The organism is Bacteroides sp. AM32-11AC (genome assembly GCF_003603515.1).
GTDB classification, from domain to species: Bacteria; Bacteroidota; Bacteroidia; order Bacteroidales; family Bacteroidaceae; genus Bacteroides; species Bacteroides uniformis.
Window position 1 is genome coordinate 1 of the sequence record NZ_QTNH01000022.1, and the last position, 20,491, is coordinate 20,491.

The following is a 20,491-nucleotide window of genomic DNA, read 5'->3' on the forward strand; positions in this document are numbered from 1 at the left end:
ATGGTTCAAAGATACTAAAATGAAAGCAAATCACAACGTGTGTGTGCGTGTCTGTGTGTATTTGTTTTCCAAAGATAGTGAATCTTAATAAGAATCTCTCTGATTTCGCTACTATTTGGTATCTTTACACACTTTTCTTTATACATGAGTACTGACTATAAATAAATCATATTGTGGAAATGATCCAACGCATCCGCCTCCTCCTTTCCGAAATGAACCGGGGAGTATACGAAAAAGAAACCGAAATAAACCTCTCCCTGCTGGCAGCCCTGGCAGGCGAGAGCATCCTGCTCCTGGGACCTCCGGGAGTAGCCAAGTCAATGGTAGCCAGGCGGCTAAAGTCGGCTTTTACAGATGCCCGTGCCTTTGAATACCTGATGTCCCGCTTCTCTACGCCCGACGAGATTTTCGGTCCTGTCAGCATTAGCCGACTGAAAGAATCCGACAAGTATGAACGTGCCATCGACGGCTATCTGCCCACAGCCGATGTCGTGTTTCTGGACGAAATATGGAAAGCAGGCCCTGCCATACAGAACACTCTGCTGACCGTCATCAACGAGAAACTTTTCCGCAATGGCGACAAGGAACTGCATCTCCCCCTCAAACTGCTCGTAGCTGCCAGTAACGAACTGCCCGCTCAAGGCGAGGGACTGGAAGCCCTATGGGACCGCTTCCTTATCCGCATTCTCTGCACCTGCGTCAAGCAGGAAGAATCTTTCTACAAAATGCTGCTGGACGATTCTGCCGACCATCCGGAAACGACTGCTTGCGAATGGCAAATCTCCGACCGCGAGTATGCCGAATGGCAAGCTGAGATACGCCGCGTAACCTTGCCTCTCGATGTTCTTTCCTGCATCACAGCCATTCGCCACGGACTGACAAGCGTAGAGATGCAAGACTCCGACCTGCGCCGCAATGTCTACGTCAGCGACCGCCGCTGGAAGAACATCGTGAAGCTGCTCAAGACCTCCGCCTTCGTCCACGGCCGCACGGAAGTCTCCATGACCGACCTGCTTCCCGTCTACCACTGCCTATGGAGTGAGCCTGATGAGAGCGTTGCCATCCGTGACATCGTAATCCGTGCCTTATTCGTGTCCCACACAAAACAGATTGCCGGTATCGCCTCCTCGCTGAAATCCGATTTGAAAGTCAGCCGTGTGCGCGAAGCCCTCGACAAAGCCCGCCTTGCCGGCGACCGTAGGGACGATGACCTGCTGATAACGGAACACTTCTACTACCAGGTGGAGAAACATGGTACGGGCAACACCTACATCTTTATCGTGGACTACAAAAATCTGAAGGAGTACAGCGCCAAAGATGTCCCCACCTTGGGCGTAATGTATGCCGACCCCATCAATCCCAAGCGTACCATCATCCGCGCCTTTGCCGACACCGGCGCCGTGAAAGAGGAAGGCACCGAACGCGTCACCCTCTACCGCGACGATAAGCATCTCTACATCAACGGTGTGCGCTTCCCCATGCGGCGTCTGCAACGAGGTGAGGAGCAACAACTCTGGCTGGGAAACCTCTCCGTCACCGACCGTGACTACGAGACGGAACTGGACACCGCCGCCACCAGCATAGACCGCCTGGTAAGAGATTTGTCCGACAACCTTTTCGTCTCCGAAGAAGACAAAAAGAGCGTAGCTCAATACGTCTCCATCGTCCGCAAGGAAATAGCCTGGGCGCGTGTGGACATGCGCAAACTGAGATATGGAGACGAATAATCCTCCAGTAACCAAGAAGAAGATGAACACCACCGTCACCCGATATGACACCGCCTTCTATGTGCAGGCACTGGACCGTTTCGTTGCCACCGGAGAGTGCGCAGAGACGGATACCGAGCCCTTGTATGCCTATCTACTCTCTGTGATGAACGACTCCATGGTCAAGGTGCAGGTGCTGGGCGATGAGGTCTGTGCACGTATCTTTTACGACACCATGATTCAGTTCATCCAATTGAACTTGGAGAAGGAGAGGTACCACCTCCGGAAAAGCCAGTCGGAACGGACCGGGATGAAACTCGTGCTGGAATGGTCCATGGCAAAGCGGAAAGACGGCTGGCAAGCCTTGCTCCAGCAGATTTCCGACAAATACCGGGAGTACGGCTTCGACTCCCGTTTCTACCGCAGCCACTTCGGCACAGAAGGAGGATATGCGGACGATGAAGTCTGGGAGAAAATGGTGGACGACTGGGAAGACGCCTTCCAACTGAAGATGCACGAAGAAAAGGAGAAAGAGATTGCTTTCCGCAAAGATGCCCTCGAGCGCAGGCTCCGTTCCAATCTGAAAGACATCCCCGAGTACATCCGCCAGAACCGGGTGGATAAGGACGAATTCTTCCAGACCTGGGGCATGATGAGCGGCTTGTGGAATACTGTTGACTTTGAGCGTATACGGAAAATCGTGCGCATCCAGCGCTCTTGCCCCGAGATAGTGAAAGTGGCCCGCAAGATGGGGCGTATGGCAGACGACGAAGGACGTGAGCAAATCCGCGTTGCCGAGGGAAACGTCTACAAAATGGAGCACTCCTCCAAATGTGACATCCTGGGTATCAGTACCGGCAACGACCTCAATGCTCTGCTTCCCATTGAGCTTGCCCATTCCGCTGACAGTGAACTGGAAGATTTGTTCGTCTACAAATACCTTACTCGCAAGCTTCAGACCTTCCGTTATAAATCGGAAATCATGCAGCCTGCCCGGCGTATCGAAACCAAGCCCGCCCGTCCCAAAGGTCCGATGATTGTCTGTCTGGACACCTCGGGAAGCATGGCTGGCAAGCCGGAGAAGATTGCTCACTCTCTGCTGATAAAGCTCCTGGAGATAGCCGACCGTCAACGGCGGAACTGCTTTCTGATAGCCTTTTCCGTCTCCATTCATCCGATTGACGTAAGGAAAGAGCGGGCAAGGCTGCTCGAATTCTTCTCAAAGACAGCTTGCGGGGATACAGATGCCACCCGCATGTTGGAAGCCACGTTCCGCCTGCTCAAAGAAGGCAAGGAGTATATGAATGCCGATGTACTTTGGGTCAGCGACTTCAAGATTCCTCACTCTTCACCTGCCCTTATGGAGGAGATTCGCCGTTACCGGGAAGCCGGTACACACTTCTATGGCCTGCAGATTGGCATCACGGAAAACGAGTGGGCACCTTTCTTCGACCGCATCTATCGGGCGGAGTATATCCCTTCGCGACAGTATTAAAAATTGATGTTTACACCTCCCATCACCGTAGCTTTCGGCATGGGGAAGCCTGCATTGATTTCATAGCGTTGTGCCAGCAGGTTTTCACCCTTGACGAAGACGTCGGCAAAACTGCACAGACGGTAGTTGGCACGCAGGTTCCAGAGTACGAAGCTTTCCTGCTTCTCCTTACCCGGGGTGACCGAGGTATGGAGACCCTTCACGTATTGTATACCGGTAGATAGGCCCCAACGTCCTTGCGTAAAGTCCGCACCGGCATAGAGTTTGTGCTCGGGAGCCGCCAGTACCGGATTCTCCATGTGCAGCCAGCTATAATTGGCATTCATCTGCCAGTGGCGGTTGATGCGGTATCCGAGGTTGGTTTCCACACCCCAGTTCTCTATCTCACCGGAGTTGACGTTCTTGCGCAGGGCAGGGTCCGTCATGATGATGTTGTCCCCGTTGATGTAGTAGAGGTTCACCCCATAGGACATGGGCCCTCCCAAAAGCTGCCCCGTAAAGGAGAGTTCATAGTTCATCAGGCTCTCCGCTTTCAAATCGGGATTCTGTGGAGGGAACATGTACATCTCCCGGATGGTGGGGTTACGGAATCCTTTGCTCACCATTGCTTTCAGTTCTGCCTGCCGCGGCAGATGGAAAGCCAGTCCCCCTTGGGGAATCCATTCCGTGCCTACGTGCGAATGGTGGTCTATGCGGACACCGGCGTCCAGTGAAAGCCAACTGTTGATGTCCTGCCTGAAATCCACATAGCCTGCAAATTCATCCATCTGCTTGTCCACGCCGGGGATGCGGTCACCAATCTGCTGTCCGGGTTTTGCCTCGTCGATGGCGACAACCTTGTTCCAGGACTCTCCGCCGAAGTGCTGGTAATCGAAACCTACGGTCAGGCGGTTACCGGTGAAGAGCGTGGCGCTTTGATACCACGATATGCCCAGCATCCGGTCCTTGGAGTTGAAGTGCGACTTCTGGGGCTCTTCTCCGGGGTGGTAGCCGTCGTTAATCCTGTGCCGGCCCCAGTTATAGAAGAAGCTCACGGCGCCGGAAGTACGGTCGTAACGATTTTCCAGTGCGAAGGAGGTCATGCCGCGTGTGATGCGCGAGTCGTTGTCTATATACGGATTGTCGGCTTCGCCGGGATTGGAGGCGTTGAAGCGGGTGATGTTCACGTCGCCCCACAGCTTCCAGGTGTCGCTGAAGTCGTATCCCAGTTTGGCATAGCCGCCATACTGCTCAAACTCCATGTCGTCACGGTGTCCGTCGGTACGGTTGTACGAGCCGGTCACCACGCTGCTGAAACGCCCTTTCCTCACGCGGTTGGAGACTTCCGTCTGCAGGGTATTGTAGGAACCGTATCCTATCTGCGCATTGGTTTTCACCCCGTCCTCCTGCATCTTGCGGGTGACGATGTTGATAACCCCGCCCATTGCATTGGACCCGTAGAGGACGGAGGCGGGACCGCGCAGCACTTCCACCCGTTCGGCCATCATGCTCTGGTAGGCGTCGGCGATGGGATGCCCCATCAGGCCCATGTATTGCGGATGTCCGTCTATCAGCACCAGCAGGCTGGTCGTAGGTCCTCCGGCGGCATTCACCCCGGCGCCTATGCCGCGCAGGCTCATGCCTCCTGCGGCTCCCGTGGATACGCCGTAGCCCATGATGCCGCGGCTTGTGGTGAAAAGTCCGGGCACCTGCTCGGTCAGTGCAGGCAGGATGGAGGGCTGGTAGGTCTGTTCCAGTTGCCGACGACCCACTACGGAGATGGCCATTGGCAGGTGGCGGATGTCTGTTTCATTTCTCGTCCCGGTCACCACGACTTCATCAAGCTTGTAGCTTTTCAGCCGGAGGCTGTCGGCAGGTGCGGACAGCATACTACCCGGAAGGGCGATACTTATTAAAACTGCGGTTAAAATCTTTTTATTCATCGTTTATCTATGGTTCTTTTTGCAAAGTTATACAAAAAGAAGAATCTGTATATGATTGGTAATCCTTAAAATGGACAACCAGGGTTGAAGGTAAGTCCGTTAAAGGGTTTCCTGCTTCAGCGCTTCCACAAATCGGTCTATCTCCTGCAGTTTCGCCGGGATGTCGATGCCTTGCGGACAGTGCGGGTTGCATTGGCCGCAACCGGTGCAGCGGTTGGCTTGGCGGAGACGGGGAACACTGCGGTCATAGCCTATCAGGAAGGCGCGGCGTGCCTCGCGGTAATTCTCGTCTTGGCTGTTCTGCGGCACGTTGCCCTCGTTGATGCAGCGGTTGTAGTGCAGCAAGATGGCTGGAATATCCAGTCCATAGGGGCACGGCATACAGTATTTGCAGTCGTTGCACGGCACGGTGGGGTATTGCAGCATTCGCTGGGCGGTATCTTCCAGCAGGGTAAACTCCTCTTCCGTACATGGAACAAGCGGGGAGAAGGTACGCAGGTTGTCTTGCAGATGCTCCATGTACGTCATTCCGCTTAGTACGGTCAGCACATCGGGGAAAGTACCTGCGAATCGGAAGGCCCAGGAAGCCACGCTCTCCTGCGGACGGCGTTGTTTTAGACGTGCCATCAAGTGGTCGTTCAGGCGGGATAGGCGTCCGCCCAGCAACGGCTCCATGATAACGGCGGGAATGTTGCGCTTCACCAGCTCGGCATATAGGTATTCGGCATCCGTGTTGCGGGTATTCACTTCTTTGGCATGTCGCCAGTCCACGTAGTTCAGTTGGATTTGTACGAAGTCCCATTTCAGTTCGTCGTGGCGGGAGAGCAGGTAGTCAAAGACTTCGATGTCTCCATGATAGGAGAATCCGAGGTTGCGGATGCGTCCGGCTTCGCGCTCTTTCAGCAGGAAGTCCAGCATGCCGTTGTCCAGATAGCGGGAACGGAGGGCTTCCATGCCGCCCATGCCGATGCCGTGCAGCAGGAGGTAGTCGATGTAGTCCACTTGCAGGTCGCGGAAGGAGCGGTGATACATGGCAAGGGACTCTTCGCGGCTGTGCGTGCTGGGACTGAAGTTGGACAGCTTTGTGGCAAGGAAGAATTTCTCCCGTGGATGGCGTTTTAAGGCAATGCCTGTGGCGCGCTCCGACAGACCTTGCACATAGGCGGGGGAGGTGTCGAAATAGTTCACTCCGTGGGCAATGGCATAGTCTATCAGGTCGTTCACGGCTTCCTGGTCTATTTCGTCTCCATTCCCGTCGGCGCGTTTCCGGGTGGGCCATCGCATGCATCCGTATCCCAGCAGGGAAACCCGGTCGCCCGTGTTGGGGTTGGTACGATAGGTCATCTTGTCGGTTGATATCTCGCCCAGTGCGGCCGATTCGCTTTCCCCGTTGTTCTTGTTGCCCGAACAGCCGTATAGGGCTGCTGCCGAGGCAAGCGTTCCTGCACCGGCGAGTTTGAAGAAATCGCGGCGGTTTATCTTGTTCTTATTGTCTTCTTTCATTGTGATAGGACTGAAATTATAAATGGATATTTGGATGATAAAGCTGCTTCAGATAGTTCTGTGCATCACATGGCCTTCCACATAAATGGCACTGAACGGACGCGACGGACAAAGGTTCTCGCATGCTCCGCATCCGATACAGCGTTCGGCGTTGACTACCGGTATCTTGATGGAGGCTTCGTCTTCCGGGTCTGAAGGAACCATCTGTATGGCACCGGCCGGACAATGGCGGGCACAGTTCCCGCATTCCATCTTGTCTGTGATGCAGATGCAATTCTCCTTAATCCATACGGCATGACCGATTTGGACGGCCGATTTCTCGGCGAGGCTTGTCAGATGGATGGCATCGGTAGGACACACCTCCGCACACTTGGCGCATTCGGGGCGGCAGTAACCGCGTTCGTAGGACATTTCCGGCTGCATCAGTTTTGTCAAGTCCGAAGAAGGACGGAGCACTTGGTTGGGACATACCGATATGCAGAGCTGGCAGGCTGTGCAGTGTTGTGCAAAGTGGCGGGCGCTCAGTGAGCCCGGAGGAGTGATGGGAGTGGCGCGCTCGGGGATTTTTTTGTCCTCGATGACAGCCAGTCCACCGTCCACTTTCTTCTCCTGCGCCTTGAGGGCTGCCGTAGCAGCAAACACGGCAGTTGTAGAGAGAAATGCGCGGCGGGCGTCGTTTACCTGCTCCGGTGCCACGGAGGTTTCCTGGGAGACAGCAGCGGAGGCCGGCTTGCGGCGTGTGTAAGTGATGGCACCTTTCCTGCACTTGTTGATACAGTCCATACATGCCACGCAACGACTGTAATCTATTTCGTGTGCCTTGATGTTGATGCACGATGCCTTGCAGTTGCGGGCACAAAGTCCGCAACTGTTGCACTTCTTTGTGTCAATCACCGGTTTCAGCAAGGAATACTTCGAGAGGAAGCCAAGCACTGTACCTACCGGACAGATGGTGTTGCAATAGGTACGTCCACCTCGCCATGCCAGCACGATGAGGACCACCAGAGTGACCGTGGCAATCAGCAGGGTAGGGAGACTCTTCATCCATACATCCGTTTCATAGAAGGCATAGCTGTCAGCACGTTCGGCCAGGTAGGCCAGTCCGTTGTTTGCCCACTGGTAGAGTGGGGAGAAAAGGCTGGAAACGATGCGCCCGTATGAGCTGTAAGGGGCCAGCAGCACGACAAAAGAGTTCAGTCCGCCGATAATGGCAAGTACGAATACTCCCAGCACACCGTAGCGTAGCCATTTCAGTGCGGACGAGTAGCGGAAACGGTTTTTCTTCCGTTTGGCGGAGAGCCAGGAAACAATGTCCTGGAATACTCCCAACGGGCAGATGACGGAGCAGTAGATGCGTCCGAATACCAAGGTCAGCACTGCAAGAAACAGTACTACACCGATGTTCAGTGCCAGCACGGCCGGCAGGAATTGTATCTTCGCCATCCATCCGAACCAGGCATGCAGTGTTCCCGTGAAGTCGAGGAACAACAGCGTGATGAGTGCGAAGAAGATGACGGCAAGGGTCAGTCTGATGGTACGTAGCATAAATGTATTGTATAGCGATTAGTATTCGTTCTTTATACCTTTTTTCCCATCTCGTAGGCTTCGTGCATGGAAGGCTTGTCGTTTATCTCGCCCACCTTCCAGGCACCCACGCCATAAATGGTGCCGCATTCTTTGGGCTCTTCCAGGCAGTCGAGGAAGCCACGGAAACCATCGATGGTACGCTCCATCATGGGGACACTTTCTTCGGCGGCGGCGATGATGAAGTAGAACTCCTTGTCCTTTATTTCAAGGTAGCGTGCGCAACAACGGTCAATCAGTGTCTTCATCTGCGCGCTCATGGTGTAGAAGTAGACGGGGGTTGCCATGACGATGACGTCGGCGGCAATCATCTTTTCCACCACTTCGGCGGCATCGTCCTTTTGCGGGCAGGGTTTGCCGTACATGCTGCATACGCTGCATCCCGTGCAGTAGTTGATGTGCTTGTCTTTCAGGAAAATCTTTTCTACTTGATGTCCGGCCTCTGCGGCACCGCGCATGAATTCATTGCACAAGAGGTCGGAGTTTCCATTCCTGCGGGGACTGGAGGAGAGGATTAATACTTTTTTGCTCATATTCGTTGTTCGTTAGTTAGTAAATGATTACGTGCTGCAAAAATAGGCAGGTTTTATGAGAATGGCAGTATACAAATTACGGTTGTTGTTACCTAAATTACTGATTCATTCCAAAAGTATCTCCCGTTCGATGCCGGTGTCTTTCAGAAACTCCCGGTCGTGGCTGATGGCAATTACGGTGCCGGCGTAGTCGCGTATCGTTGCCGTTATTATTTCTATACTCTCGATGTCCAGATTGTTGGTGGGTTCGTCCAGAATGAACATATCCGGGGTATTGTCGGCAATCATCAGGCAGCAGAAGGAGAGGCGCATCTTTTCGCCGCCACTCAGTTTGCCGCACGGCTTGTTCCACACGTCGCGGGGAAAGAGGTAACGGTTGAGGATGGTTTTCACTTCATGTTCCGGCAGGTGGCGGTGGTTGAAAGCTTCTGCTTGTTGGAGTACGCTGCGCTCATTACGGACGAGGGAGTATTCCTGGTCCAGATAGACGGAGGTGAAGTCGGCACGCTCCATCACTCCGCCGGTGGGGTGCAGTTCGCCCATGATGAGTTTCAGCAGGGTTGTTTTTCCACTGCCGTTTTTTCCTTTCAAGCTGAGGCGGTCGCCGCTTCTCAACTGGAAGGTGAGGGAGGAAGACCAGAGCTCCTTTACTGCCTCCGGACGGGTTGTCTCCATAGGAGAAGCCGCGAGGCTGGGATAATGAAAGTTGACGTCCTTTGCCTTGACCAGAACTTTCCCCACATGCAGATGAGAGGCATTGAAGTCTGTTTTCAGTTTGTCTGTCTGTGGCAGTGAACTTTTGATGCCTGACATTTCTGCCTGCAATTTTTCCGTTTTCTCCGTATGAATGCTGCTGAGTCTGCTGCTGCTGTTTTCCGCATTGTTTTTCAGTGCTCCCATCATGATGCGGGGAATCCCCTTTTTAATGGAGTTTTTTTCTCCCCGCACATTCTGTTTGGCCTTCCGTTCTTCTACTTCGCGTGCCACTTTGCGTGCAAGGCGCAGGGCTTTCTGCTTCTCTTCCAGTTGTTGGGTAAGGGCTTTCTGTTGCAGGGCCTTCTGTTCTTTGTAGAAGTCGTAGTTTCCGCTGTAATACGTCAATCCCTGGGAGGAGAGTTCGCAGATGGCAGGCAACTGATTCAGTAGCGTGCGGTCGTGACTGATGACGAGCACGGTAGCCGATGTCCGTCGTATCAAGTTATACAGACGTTCCCGTCCATCCGCGTCCAGATAGTTGGTCGGTTCGTCCAGCAGGATGGCTGTTGGGTTGTGCAACTCCATGCCTGCCAGGAAGATGCGGGTCTTTTCGCCGCCGCTAAGTCCTTCCATCGGACGGGAGAGTGGGATACCGTCCAGTCCCCAGCTGTCGAGAGAAGTCTGGGCGCGTTCTTCCACGTTCCAGTCATCATTGAGCGTATTGAAGTGCTTTTCGGTAGCGTCACCGCTTAGGATGGCATGCAGGGCAGATAGCTTGTGGCTGATTCCCAAAGCTTGTGCTATTGTCTGCCGGTCGTATTGTCCGAAGTGCTGGGGCACGTAGTACAGATGTTCGGGGCGTAGCACCGTTCCCGAACTTGGTGACAAGTCTCCTGCCAAAATGCGCATGAGGGTAGACTTGCCGCAACCGTTATTTCCGGTCAGGGCTATTTTATCTCCGGAGTTGATACTCAAGTGGAGGTGTGAAAACAAGATTTCCTTATCTGCATGGATATAGCTAAGGTCTTTAATGATAAAGCTCATAAGTTTCTACTGTGTTTTTAGAAGTAAGAATGATAGGGGAGATGCAAGCATTCCCCGAAATTGAAATTCTCGAAGGGGAGGGGTACAGACAAACACAGTATTGGCTAAACATCTATATAGGTGATGCTCAGCGTTCAGTCTGAAAAAGCATGTTGATAGTGATGTTTACCGAAATGTGTTGTCTTTAGTCGGATATTCTCATCGGTGGAATTAATTGGTTAGTGGGCGCAAAGGTAATGATTTCCACTGAATAACAAAGGCTTTTTGCGATATTAATATCGTGTCGGCAAGAAGTTAATATCGTGTTTGCAAGAAATTAACTTCCTGCAGACACGATGTTAATACTTTATTGGTTCTGTTACTTCATGGCCGAAGCATCGAACGAGAGTGGCAGTAATTCTCCCACATTCTTCAGCTCGTAGATTCCCTTTTTGCCATATAGCAACACCCTCATGGGATGCTTGAAGCGCTTCTCCGTTTCGAGCATCACTTGCCGGCAGGCGCCGCAGGGAGGGATGGGAGACTCCAGGAACTCGTTGTGCTCGTTGCGTGCGGCAATGGCGAGGGTGGTTACCGCCTGGTCGGGATGTTGGGAGTTGGCATAGAATAGGGTGGTGCGTTCTGCACACAGCCCGGAAGGGTAGGCGGCGTTTTCCTGGTTGGTGCCGGTCACTACAATACCGTTTGCCAGTCTGGCTGCAGCTCCTACCGAGAAGTGGGAGTAAGGGGCATAGCTGCGGTTGGTAGCCTCGCGGGCGGCATCCATCAGTTCGCGGTCGGCGGCATCCAGTTCTTCATAGTCGTATATCTTGACGGCAATTTCGATATTTAATTCTTTCATAAGGCAAAGGGTTATATTGTAATTAATGTTACAAAGATAGAAAAGAGATTGGTTATTTCAATTCTTTTACGGACTTTTGTGCAGAACTCAACATTTTAAGCATGAAACGGATTTTCAGACTGACTGCTATCATAGCATTTCTTTTTATTTCCATAACAACAGTGCAGGCACAACGCCGGAATGCCCGCTACAATGAGTATATCAAACAGTATGCTCCCCTTGCCGTGGAGCAGATGCAACGTCATAAGATACCTGCCAGCATCACGCTGGCCCAAGGGCTGTTGGAGAGCGGTGCCGGATACAGTGAGCTGGCGCGCAAGAGCAACAATCACTTCGGCATCAAGTGTGGAGGCAACTGGCGCGGACGGACGGTGAGGCATGATGACGATGCCCGCAATGAATGTTTCCGCGCTTATCGCAATCCGAAAGACTCTTATGAAGACCATTCCGATTTCCTGAAACGGGGAGCACGTTATGCTTTTCTTTTCAAACTGAAGATTACGGACTATAAGGGTTGGGCGCGCGGCTTGAAGAAGGCCGGCTATGCTACCGACCCGTCGTATGCCAACCGCCTGATAACCATTATTGAGGACTATGAACTGTATAAGTACGACAGCCGTGGCATGAGCAAGCGCGATGTCCGCAGTTGGGAGAAGGAACTGAAAAAGAAACCTTGGCTGGCCAATCCGCATCAGGTGTACATTGCCAACGATATAGCTTATGTCGTGGCGCGCGACGGAGACACCTTCCAGGTGTTGGGCAAGGAGTTTGACATCAGCTGGAAGAAGCTGGTGAAATACAACGACCTCCATAAAGAATACACACTGGAGGCGGGAGACATTATTTACTTGAAAGAAAAGCGCAAGAAAGCCGCCAAACCCCATACCGTCTACATAGTGAAAGACGGTGATTCCATGCATACCATTTCCCAAAAGTACGGCATTCGTCTGAAGAACCTTTATAAGATGAATCGCAAGGATGCGGAATACGTGCCGGAGATTGGCGACAGATTGAGATTAAGATAAAGAAGCTATCCGAAAATGTACAGGGTGTCCGAAAACGGACACCCTTCTTTTTTCTCTTTTCGCTTACTTTCAGGGGTTTATGATTTTGGCATGGATTTAGTATATATTAAGCGTTATGTTCGCAAACAATAAAATTTAAAGATATGGATAGAGAAATTCCGAAAGAAGTGCGTAATAAAGAACGCAATAAGAAAATCATCCGCTACGGTGCTATCGGCGTGGCAGGTATCGTAGTGGTCAGTGTACTCATTTCATTGATGCGTACGGGAGTGAAGGAGAAAGACCTTGTTTTCTCCCAAGTGGGTAAAGGTACGATTGAAGTCAGCGTCAGCGCCTCCGGCAAGGTGGTCCCGGCATTCGAGGAAATCATCAACTCGCCCATCAATACCCGCATTTTGGAAGTGTACAGAAAAGGTGGCGACAGCGTGGATGTAGGTACCCCCATCCTGAAGCTGGACTTGCAGAGCGCCGAAACCGACTACAAGAAGATGCTGGACGAAGAGCAGATGCGCAGCTACAAGCTGAAACAACTGAAACTTGACAACCAGACCAAGCTGACCGACCTGCAGATGAAAATCAAAGTCTCCGCCATGAAGCTGGACCGCATGAAGGTGGAGCTGCGCAACGAGCAGTACCTCGACAGTCTCGGTTCGGGTACTACCGATAAGGTGCGCCAAGCCGAACTGAGCTACAACGTGGCACAACTGGAATACGAGCAATTGCAGCAGCAGTATGCCAACGAGAAGGAAGTGCTGGCTGCGGAATACCAAGTACAGGAACTGGATTTCAGCATGTTCCAGAAGACACTGGCCGAAACCAAACGTACGCTCGACGATGCGCAGGTGCGTTCGCCCCGGAAGGCTATCCTTACTTATATCAACAATCAGATTGGTGCCCAAGTGCCCGAAGGCTCACAGATTGCCGTCATCTCCGACTTGAGCCACTTCAAGGTGGAAGGCGAGATTGCCGATACTTACGGTGACCGTGTGGCTGCCGGCGGCAAGGCCATTGTGAAGATTGGCAGCGAAAAGCTGGAAGGTTCCGTAAGCAGTGTTACTCCGCTTTCAAAGAATGGCGTCATCTCCTTTACCGTGCAGTTGAATGAGGACAACAACCGCCGACTGCGTTCCGGTCTGAAAACCGACGTCTATGTGATGAATGCAGTGAAGGAAGACGTGATGCGCATAGCCAATGCCAGCTATTATGTGGGACGTGGGGAGTATGAACTTTTTGTACGCAATTCCGACAAGGAAATTGTAAAGCGCAAGGTGCAGCTGGGCGATTCCAACTTTGAGTTTGTAGAAGTGGTCAGTGGTTTGCAACCGGGTGATGAAGTAGTGGTGAGCGATATGAGTAACTATAAGAACAAGAATAAGTTGAAGCTAAAATGATAAAGGTTTACTTGAAACAAGCCTGGGAGCTGTTGAAGCAGAATAAACTGTTCAGCATGCTCTACATTGTGGGTACGGGGCTGGCCATTGCCATGACAATGATTATGGCGGTGGTGTATTATGTGAAGATTGCGCCCGTCTATCCAGAGGCAAACCGCATGAATACGCTTTACCTCAGCAATTCAAAATTCACGCAGGGAAGCGGCAACAATACTAGGACCATGCAATGGGCTGTTTCCTACAAGGCACTGCAAGACTGGTTCTATCCCGTAGAGAATGCTCTTGTCGTTTCGGCCGAGCTGCATAATGACTTGTCGGAAAACAGTTATATACAGCCTGCCGACCGTAGCGGTGATTTTCCGGTTATGGTAAAGTTGACAGACCCTGCTTTTTTCAAGATATATTCTTTCCAATTCCTGGAAGGCAGTCCATTCACGGCATCCGACCTGGCAAGTGGCATTTCCACTGCTGTCGTTACCGATGATTTGGCACGCCGCTTGTTCGGTACGACGGAAGAGGTAGTAGGACGCTCGTTCAGCCTGAACTATATCGACTACCGGGTTTGTGGAGTGGTGCGTAGCGCCAGTTACCTCACCTCCAAATCCTATGCACAGCTTTACGTACCTTATACGGTGTCGCCCGATTACAGCAGTCCTAAATACAACCTTCCCTATCTGGGAGCTTTCAGTGCTACCTTTCTGGTGCAGGACAGTAAGCAGGGAGATGCTCTGCGGGCTGAGATAAAGGAAATCTGCCGCAAGGAGAATCTTATGCATCCCGATGAATGGAAAGTAGATTTCTGGGAGCAGCCCACCTCCCATCTGTTGAGTGTCTTCAAGACTTATGCAAGTATGGAGTTTGACCTTTGGGCCACAGTGCGCCACTTTCTGCTTGTCCTGCTCGTATTGCTGTTGGTGCCTGCCCTGAATCTGAGCGGCATGATATCGAGCCGTATGGAGGGACGTCTGGCAGAGATGGGCGTGCGGAAATCGTTTGGAGCCGGACGTAAGATACTGCTTTCACAAGTGATGTGGGAAAACCTGCTGCTGACCGCACTGGGCGGAGCATTGGGCTTGCTGCTGGCATGGCTGGCACTTTACGTGGGACGCGAGTGGATATTTACGGTATTCGACAGCTGGCCGAATATGGTACCCGAAGGAGTGGAGGTCCGCGTATCGGGTGAAATGCTGTTTGCTCCGCTGGTTTTTCTCGCCGCATTGGCGCTGTGCGTCGTGCTGAATCTGTTGTCGGCCCTTATACCGGCGTGGTATTCCTTGCGGAAACCGATTGTGAACTCACTGAATGAAAAACGATAAGACACGGGAGGTTGGTATGTTTAAGTTAATATGGAAGAATCTTTGGGCGCGCCGCCGCAAGAACGGATGGTTGTTGGCCGAATTGATATTGGTGAGTATCATCAGTTGGGTTGTATTGGACCCGGTGATTGTGGTCACGCACGATCGTAATATCCCGTTGGGCTATGATGCGGAGCGGCTTTGCCTCATTTCATTGGGCGCATTGCAGCCCCAGGCACCGGGATACGATGCCGAAGCGCAGGACTCTGCTACGTTGGTGGACAACTATTATAATTTGGTGCGTTATGTCAAGGACTTTGACGGTGTGGAATCGGCCACTCCCGTGCTGGGATTCTGTTATCCCAATTCTTCGGGAAGTTCGAATAGTCAATTGTTTGCCGAAGGGGATACGATTCCCTTATCTATTATGATGATACAATTTTTGCCTCATACGAACTTTTTCGATACGTATGGTTTCCGTTCCGGTAAGGGGCGGACACCCGGACAGCTGTCCGACTACGCCTATGCCCCGAATGACATTGTACTGACGGAGAATGCTGCCGAACAGTTGTTCCATACCAAAGACGCGCATGGCAAACGCTGTATAAGCAGAGACCATGGAGATACCTTGTACATGCCGGTTGTCGGTACGATAGGAGCCATGAAGATGTATAGCGAGTGGCGTCCCGTCCCCGTTGCATTTATGCCGATGCTTACCATCGATACAAGTTATATCCCTGAAAGTGCCCATATCCTGGTACGTCTCAAAGAGGGTGTCAGCATGGAGCGTTTTCTGCACGATTTCCGTCCTTGGATGGTGAAGGAGATGAGGCGGGGCAATCTGTTTGCTCGCAGTGTCCGTTCCTATGAGCAGATTATAACGGAGAGCGAAGCCAGCAATTCCACACCGATTTACCGCCGTAATCTGGCGATGGCGGCTTTCTTCCTGGTGAATCTTTGTCTGGGTGTCATCGGTACCTTCTGGTTGCAGACACGTACGAGGCGCGAGGAAGTGGGAGTGATGCTGTCGTTCGGAGCTACACGCAGCGACATTGTCCGCCTGCTGATGGGCGAAGGCACGGTATTGACCGTGGTCGCTTCACTGACTGGTTTTCTGCTCTATTTGCAATATGCACTGAAAGAAGGGCTGGCCAAAGGGCAGAATTGGGTGGAGAGCACAGAGAGCTATTGGGTGTCGGATTTCACCTCGCATTATCTGCTCGTGTCGCTCGTCATCTTTCTGATACTGCTGGTGGTAGTGTTGGTGGGAATCTATATCCCGGCGCGCAACATCAGCCGCATTCCACCTACGGAAGCCCTGCGTGACGAATAGATGAAAACGGACAAGGTGTTCATTTTCGGACACCTTACTGCATGTATAAATAGCAGATAATCAATAATAAACGATTTTGGCACAACTTTTGACCTCTTGAAACAGAAATTGTGCGGAATAGAAACAGAACAGAATAATAACAATTAAATACTTACCATTATGATTAAGTTAACTGGCATCAACAAGATTTATCGTACAAACGAGATTGAAACCGTGGCATTGGAAAATGTAAACCTCGAAGTGAACAAGGGAGAATTTCTCAGTATCATGGGACCTTCCGGTTGTGGAAAATCTACGTTGCTGAACATTATGGGTTTACTGGATGCACCTACCAGCGGCACCATCGAAATAGCCGGTACAAAAGTGGACGGCATGAAGGACAAGGAGCTGGCTGCTTTCCGTAACCAGAAGCTGGGTTTTGTGTTCCAGTCTTTCCATCTGATTAATTCGCTGAATGTGCTGGATAATGTGGAGCTGCCTTTGCTGTATAGAAAGGTGTCTGCCAAGGAACGCCGTCATCTGGCGGAAGAGGTATTGAAGAAGGTCGGTTTGAGCCACCGCATGCGTCACATGCCTACACAGCTTTCCGGCGGTCAGTGCCAGCGTGTAGCCATTGCCCGTGCCATTATCGGCAACCCGGAGATAATCCTCGCCGATGAGCCCACCGGTAACCTGGACTCCAAGATGGGTGCCGAAGTCATGGAACTGTTGCATCAACTGAACAAGGAAGACGGACGTACCATCGTGATGGTGACCCACAATGAAGAGCAGGCCAAACAGACCTCACGTACCGTCCGCTTCTTCGACGGACGTCAGGTGGAATAATTACTGCTTAACAGCCAACTGTCAACTATTAATTATCAACTATCAATAAATGAAATGCAAACCGTAAGACAAGCTTTTACAATCTTGAAGCAGAATCCGCTGCTAAGTACGATTTCCATATTGGGTACGGCCTTTGCTATCACCATGATTATGGCTATTGTGATTACTTGGCAGACAAAATATGCTGACTTGGAACCGGAAGTGAACCGCAGTCGGTGTCTTTACTTTTCCGCTATGCACGTATACGACAAGGAAAAGGACGGCAATAATAATTGGAGTAATCCTTCGGCGGCATTTATGAAAGAATGCGTGCAGCCGGTGCCCGAAGTGGAATACTGTACGGCATTTTCCCCAGCCGGTTTGTCGTTGGCTTCGTTGACTGACGGTAACAATCGGGTGAAAGTGGATGCTATGCGGACAGATCCCGACTTCTGGAAAGTGTTCAGCATGCAGTTTCTTGCCGGACGCGGCTTCAGCGAAGCCGACCGTGCTGGAGAAAGCAAGGCTGTAGTAGTTTGTGCGTCTGTAGCGCGGAAACTGTATGGAAGTACAGATGTAGTGGGACAGGAATTCCTGCTGAACCGGGAACTTGCGCGTATCGTGGGAGTGGTGAAAGATGTTTCCGTCACTGCTAAGGATGCATATGCACAAGTATGGGGTATGTACAGTGCCGACGAACTGAAAATTACCGGAGTCCACAGTTATTTGGGAGGCATGCAGATTGCTGTATTGGCACGTACATCCGATGACTTTCCTGCCATCCGGGAGGGCATTGCCAAGCAGGTGGAACGTGTTAATGCCGGATTGGGTAATAAACAGATAGACATCATGGAACAGCCGGACAATATCGTGGCGCACGTCAACCACGTATGGGCTAATGTAGGGCCAGACTTGACAATGCTTTATCTTCAATATGCTGTAGCTTTATTTATCATTTTGTTGGTACCGTCACTCAATCTGTGTGGCTTGAGTAACAGCCGCATGCAGCAACGTATTACTGAATTAGGTGTACGTAAGGCTTTTGGAGGAACGAAAAGTGTGCTTGTGCGGCAGATACTGAACGAAAATCTGATGTTGACATTACTGGGTGGAGTAGTGGGACTGCTTTTCAGTTATTTGGCAGTATATGCCATGCGTATGTGGCTGTTCACCAATAATCAGAATGTGGGTACGTCGGGCGAGTTCAGCTTGAACATGGAGGCGCTGTTTAGTCCGTGGGTATTCCTGCTGGCATTTGTTTTCTGTGTGGTCATCAATCTGTTGAGTGCGGCACTGCCTGCATGGATAGCGGCACGGCGCACTATTGTAGATTCTTTGAATGATAAATAGAAGGAGGTACTTGATATGAAATTTACGATACATAACTTACGTATGATAAAGGCACGCTTCAGCAGTAACGGCTGGGTATTGGCTGAATTGTTCTTGGTATTCATCGTGATGTGGTTCCTCTGTGACTCACTGGGATGCATGAAATATACTTTCTACCGTCCGCTGGGTTATAATATTGAACATGTCTATAAATTATCCACCGTTGTAGGTGGAGAAAGTCGGGATACGAGTCTGACTGATGCCGATAAATATCTGGGTATATTGGCGAAATTGGAACAAGAGCCTTCCGTAGAGGCAGCTGCCCTTTGTTATTGGAGCCTTCCGATGAGTGGCAGTAATAGTTACAATGCGTTGGTTGTGCAAGATACTTCCTGGGTGCAAGGACGCTGTATTTATACGACTGGAGGATATATGGATGTTTTCCGGATAAGTGAGGACCCGCGTCACCCGTTCCGGGACACTCCCGCAGGATGGAACAATGTGACACTGAGTAATGCCGCTTTTGAACGTTTTCGTAAGAAAATGCCGGAGTTTTCGCAGACTACGCCGTTAGGTAATGGTGATTCTGTTACAATCATCAAGCAGATGGGGAAGACCGGTGCTTTCCGTTCCTATCGTTATGGAGTTGAGGAACCTTGGTTCTTTTATCATTTGGGAGAGAATATGATTAAGGCAGAGTTTGCCGACAATTGGTCGCAGATTGTTTTCCGCGTGAAGCCTGCTGCCGACGGACCGGATTATCGGGAGAAGTTTCTGCGCGAAATAGCGCCTAAACTGGACACGGACAATGCGTTTGTGGCAGATGCCGCTCCCTATACTGAACAACAGTTGCAGTTCGAGGTGATGAATGGCGATACGGATAAGGTGAACAGTCAGGCTGTGGTGGTGCTCTTCCTGCTGGTGAATGTATTTTTGGGGTTAATAGGCACCTTCTGGTTCCGTACTCGCCGCCGCCGTTCGGAGATAGCTCTACGGATGGCGATGGGCAGTACGCGTGGCGGTGTGTTTCGTTTACTGATAGGTGAGGGGTTACTGTTATTGGCGTTAGTGACATTGCCTGCCATGGTTGTATGCTACAATGTGGGGATGGCGGAATTTACTATAGGACGTACCTCTCTCATATCCACTTGGCCGATAGAGTGGAGTGTGATACGCTTCCTTGCAGGTTCTCTAGGGGCTTGGTTACTGATAGCTCTGATGGTAGTGATTGGAATATGGTTTCCGGCACGGCAGGCTATGAAGATTGAGCCGGCAGAGGCGTTGCATGAAGAGTAGTATGAAAAACAATAGAGGATTAACAATAAAAAAGAAGAAAAATGAAAACTAATATAGTAGGTATTATCATTGCATTGATATTGACATTTGTAGGTATGCTGAGTGTTTATGCACAAGATACCAAAGTGAGTGAAGTGCGCAAAGTGGATGCCTTTTCGTCCATTGAGATAACGTCTGTGGGAACAATTTATTTTACACAGAGTGACACTTATTCTTTCAAGATTGAAGGTAAGGAGAAGCACGTGAAGAATACAGAAACCACAGTGAAGGACGGCTGTCTGCTGATAGGCTTCAAGGATAGGAAAAACAAGAGCATGAGAAATCAGAAAGATGGCGTGACCATTTGGATTTCGGCTCCTGATTTGAAGAAGGTGGAGTTTACCGGTGTAGGGGAATTCAATTGTGAGAAGCCCTTGAAACTGGATGAAGTGTCATTTGAGGTAAAGGGAGTGGGTGAAGTGAATGTATCCGATTTGACGTGTGACGAGCTGAAAGTTACTTTACGCGGAGTAGGTAGCGCCGATATTCATGTAGTCTGCGATTATTTGACTGCCAGAATGAGTGGTGTGGGTGACGTCACTTTGAGCGGAACTGCCGGGCATGCTGACATTTCTAAAGGAGGCATAGGCGGAGTGAATACATGTAACCTGAAGGTGGGCCGTTGAGTAGCGGTAACACCAATCGTAAATAGTAA

General features: G+C 51.1%; 16 protein-coding genes. 10 read left to right on the forward strand and 6 right to left on the reverse strand.

The window, feature by feature from the left end:
• The first annotated feature begins 173 nt into the window (after nucleotides 1-173).
• On the forward strand, nucleotides 174-1,727 hold the full coding sequence (locus DW800_RS18665; protein WP_119958261.1) for an AAA family ATPase: 1,554 nt from the start codon (nucleotides 174-176) through the stop codon (nucleotides 1,725-1,727).
• Nucleotides 1,728-1,749: 22 nt separating this feature from the next.
• Nucleotides 1,750-3,201: a hypothetical protein gene (locus DW800_RS18670; RefSeq protein WP_119958273.1), complete on the forward strand. Its 1,452-nt coding sequence runs from the start codon at nucleotides 1,750-1,752 to the stop codon at nucleotides 3,199-3,201.
• On the opposite strand, the gene DW800_RS18675 is transcribed toward DW800_RS18670, so the two are convergent.
• From DW800_RS18675 to cdd, 6 genes are all read right to left on the reverse strand, one after another.
• On the reverse strand, nucleotides 3,198-5,069 hold the full coding sequence (locus DW800_RS18675; RefSeq protein ID WP_374937506.1) for a TonB-dependent receptor: 1,872 nt from the start codon (nucleotides 5,067-5,069) through the stop codon (nucleotides 3,198-3,200). The two genes, DW800_RS18670 and DW800_RS18675, sit on opposite strands and share 4 nt — an antisense overlap.
• 153 nt (nucleotides 5,070-5,222) lie before the next feature.
• Nucleotides 5,223-6,626, reverse strand: coding sequence for an aldo/keto reductase (locus tag DW800_RS18680; RefSeq protein WP_005837427.1), 1,404 nt, complete (start codon nucleotides 6,624-6,626; stop codon nucleotides 5,223-5,225).
• 48 nt (nucleotides 6,627-6,674) lie between these two features.
• On the reverse strand, nucleotides 6,675-8,171 hold the full coding sequence (locus DW800_RS18685) for a 4Fe-4S binding protein (RefSeq protein WP_119958262.1): 1,497 nt from the start codon (nucleotides 8,169-8,171) through the stop codon (nucleotides 6,675-6,677).
• 32 nt (nucleotides 8,172-8,203) lie between these two features.
• Entirely contained in the window at nucleotides 8,204-8,743 is a 540-nt protein-coding gene (locus DW800_RS18690) for a flavodoxin family protein (RefSeq protein ID WP_022400806.1), read from the reverse strand.
• Nucleotides 8,744-8,848: 105 nt separating this feature from the next.
• On the reverse strand, nucleotides 8,849-10,483 hold the full coding sequence (locus DW800_RS18695) for an ABC-F family ATP-binding cassette domain-containing protein (RefSeq protein ID WP_119958263.1): 1,635 nt from the start codon (nucleotides 10,481-10,483) through the stop codon (nucleotides 8,849-8,851).
• A 358-nt stretch (nucleotides 10,484-10,841) separates the two neighbouring features.
• A complete protein-coding gene (gene cdd / locus DW800_RS18700; RefSeq protein ID WP_005831168.1) occupies nucleotides 10,842-11,324 on the reverse strand; it encodes a cytidine deaminase in 483 nt (160 codons plus the stop codon).
• A 101-nt stretch (nucleotides 11,325-11,425) separates the two neighbouring features.
• Here cdd and DW800_RS18705 point away from each other — a divergent pair, with 101 nt between their 5' ends.
• The 8 genes from DW800_RS18705 (at nucleotide 11,426) to DW800_RS18740 (ending at nucleotide 20,462) form a co-directional block, all read left to right on the forward strand.
• Entirely contained in the window at nucleotides 11,426-12,349 is a 924-nt protein-coding gene (locus DW800_RS18705) for a glucosaminidase domain-containing protein (RefSeq protein ID WP_035448747.1), read from the forward strand.
• Between the two features lie 143 nt (nucleotides 12,350-12,492).
• On the forward strand, nucleotides 12,493-13,740 hold the full coding sequence (locus DW800_RS18710; RefSeq protein WP_016274396.1) for an efflux RND transporter periplasmic adaptor subunit: 1,248 nt from the start codon (nucleotides 12,493-12,495) through the stop codon (nucleotides 13,738-13,740).
• A complete protein-coding gene (locus DW800_RS18715; protein WP_119958264.1) occupies nucleotides 13,737-15,056 on the forward strand; it encodes an ABC transporter permease in 1,320 nt (439 codons plus the stop codon). The genes DW800_RS18710 and DW800_RS18715 overlap by 4 nt, the downstream gene beginning before the upstream one ends.
• 16 nt (nucleotides 15,057-15,072) lie before the next feature.
• Nucleotides 15,073-16,368: an ABC transporter permease gene (locus tag DW800_RS18720; protein ID WP_008664747.1), complete on the forward strand. Its 1,296-nt coding sequence runs from the start codon at nucleotides 15,073-15,075 to the stop codon at nucleotides 16,366-16,368.
• Nucleotides 16,369-16,527: 159 nt separating this feature from the next.
• A complete protein-coding gene (locus DW800_RS18725; RefSeq protein ID WP_005831162.1) occupies nucleotides 16,528-17,193 on the forward strand; it encodes an ABC transporter ATP-binding protein in 666 nt (221 codons plus the stop codon).
• Nucleotides 17,194-17,247: 54 nt separating this feature from the next.
• Nucleotides 17,248-18,522, forward strand: coding sequence for an ABC transporter permease (locus DW800_RS18730; protein ID WP_005831160.1), 1,275 nt, complete (start codon nucleotides 17,248-17,250; stop codon nucleotides 18,520-18,522).
• Between the two features lie 15 nt (nucleotides 18,523-18,537).
• The gene (locus DW800_RS18735) at nucleotides 18,538-19,797 is read left to right on the forward strand and encodes an FtsX-like permease family protein (protein ID WP_005831158.1); all 1,260 of its coding nucleotides are present in this window, start codon (nucleotides 18,538-18,540) and stop codon (nucleotides 19,795-19,797) included.
• A 41-nt stretch (nucleotides 19,798-19,838) separates the two neighbouring features.
• Nucleotides 19,839-20,462, forward strand: coding sequence for a GIN domain-containing protein (locus DW800_RS18740; RefSeq protein WP_005831156.1), 624 nt, complete (start codon nucleotides 19,839-19,841; stop codon nucleotides 20,460-20,462).
• Nucleotides 20,463-20,491 lie beyond the last annotated feature (29 nt).

Excerpts from the sequence above, each read along its gene's own strand:
- DW800_RS18715 (WP_119958264.1), top strand. The coding sequence starts at position 13,737 with ATGATAAAGGTTTACTTGAAACAAGCCTGGGAGCTGTTGAAGCAGAAT.
- cdd (WP_005831168.1), bottom strand. The coding sequence starts at position 11,324 with ATGAAAGAATTAAATATCGAAATTGCCGTCAAGATATACGACTATGAA.
- DW800_RS18720 (WP_008664747.1), top strand. The coding sequence starts at position 15,073 with ATGTTTAAGTTAATATGGAAGAATCTTTGGGCGCGCCGCCGCAAGAAC.
- DW800_RS18690 (WP_022400806.1), bottom strand. The coding sequence starts at position 8,743 with ATGAGCAAAAAAGTATTAATCCTCTCCTCCAGTCCCCGCAGGAATGGA.
- DW800_RS18675 (WP_374937506.1), bottom strand. The coding sequence starts at position 5,069 with ATGCTGTCCGCACCTGCCGACAGCCTCCGGCTGAAAAGCTACAAGCTT.
- DW800_RS18730 (WP_005831160.1), top strand. The coding sequence starts at position 17,248 with ATGCAAACCGTAAGACAAGCTTTTACAATCTTGAAGCAGAATCCGCTG.
- DW800_RS18670 (WP_119958273.1), top strand. The coding sequence starts at position 1,750 with ATGAACACCACCGTCACCCGATATGACACCGCCTTCTATGTGCAGGCA.
- DW800_RS18680 (WP_005837427.1), bottom strand. The coding sequence starts at position 6,626 with ATGAAAGAAGACAATAAGAACAAGATAAACCGCCGCGATTTCTTCAAA.
- DW800_RS18685 (WP_119958262.1), bottom strand. The coding sequence starts at position 8,171 with ATGCTACGTACCATCAGACTGACCCTTGCCGTCATCTTCTTCGCACTC.
- DW800_RS18705 (WP_035448747.1), top strand. The coding sequence starts at position 11,426 with ATGAAACGGATTTTCAGACTGACTGCTATCATAGCATTTCTTTTTATT.
- DW800_RS18725 (WP_005831162.1), top strand. The coding sequence starts at position 16,528 with ATGATTAAGTTAACTGGCATCAACAAGATTTATCGTACAAACGAGATT.
- DW800_RS18710 (WP_016274396.1), top strand. The coding sequence starts at position 12,493 with ATGGATAGAGAAATTCCGAAAGAAGTGCGTAATAAAGAACGCAATAAG.
- DW800_RS18740 (WP_005831156.1), top strand. The coding sequence starts at position 19,839 with ATGAAAACTAATATAGTAGGTATTATCATTGCATTGATATTGACATTT.
- DW800_RS18735 (WP_005831158.1), top strand. The coding sequence starts at position 18,538 with ATGAAATTTACGATACATAACTTACGTATGATAAAGGCACGCTTCAGC.
- DW800_RS18695 (WP_119958263.1), bottom strand. The coding sequence starts at position 10,483 with ATGAGCTTTATCATTAAAGACCTTAGCTATATCCATGCAGATAAGGAA.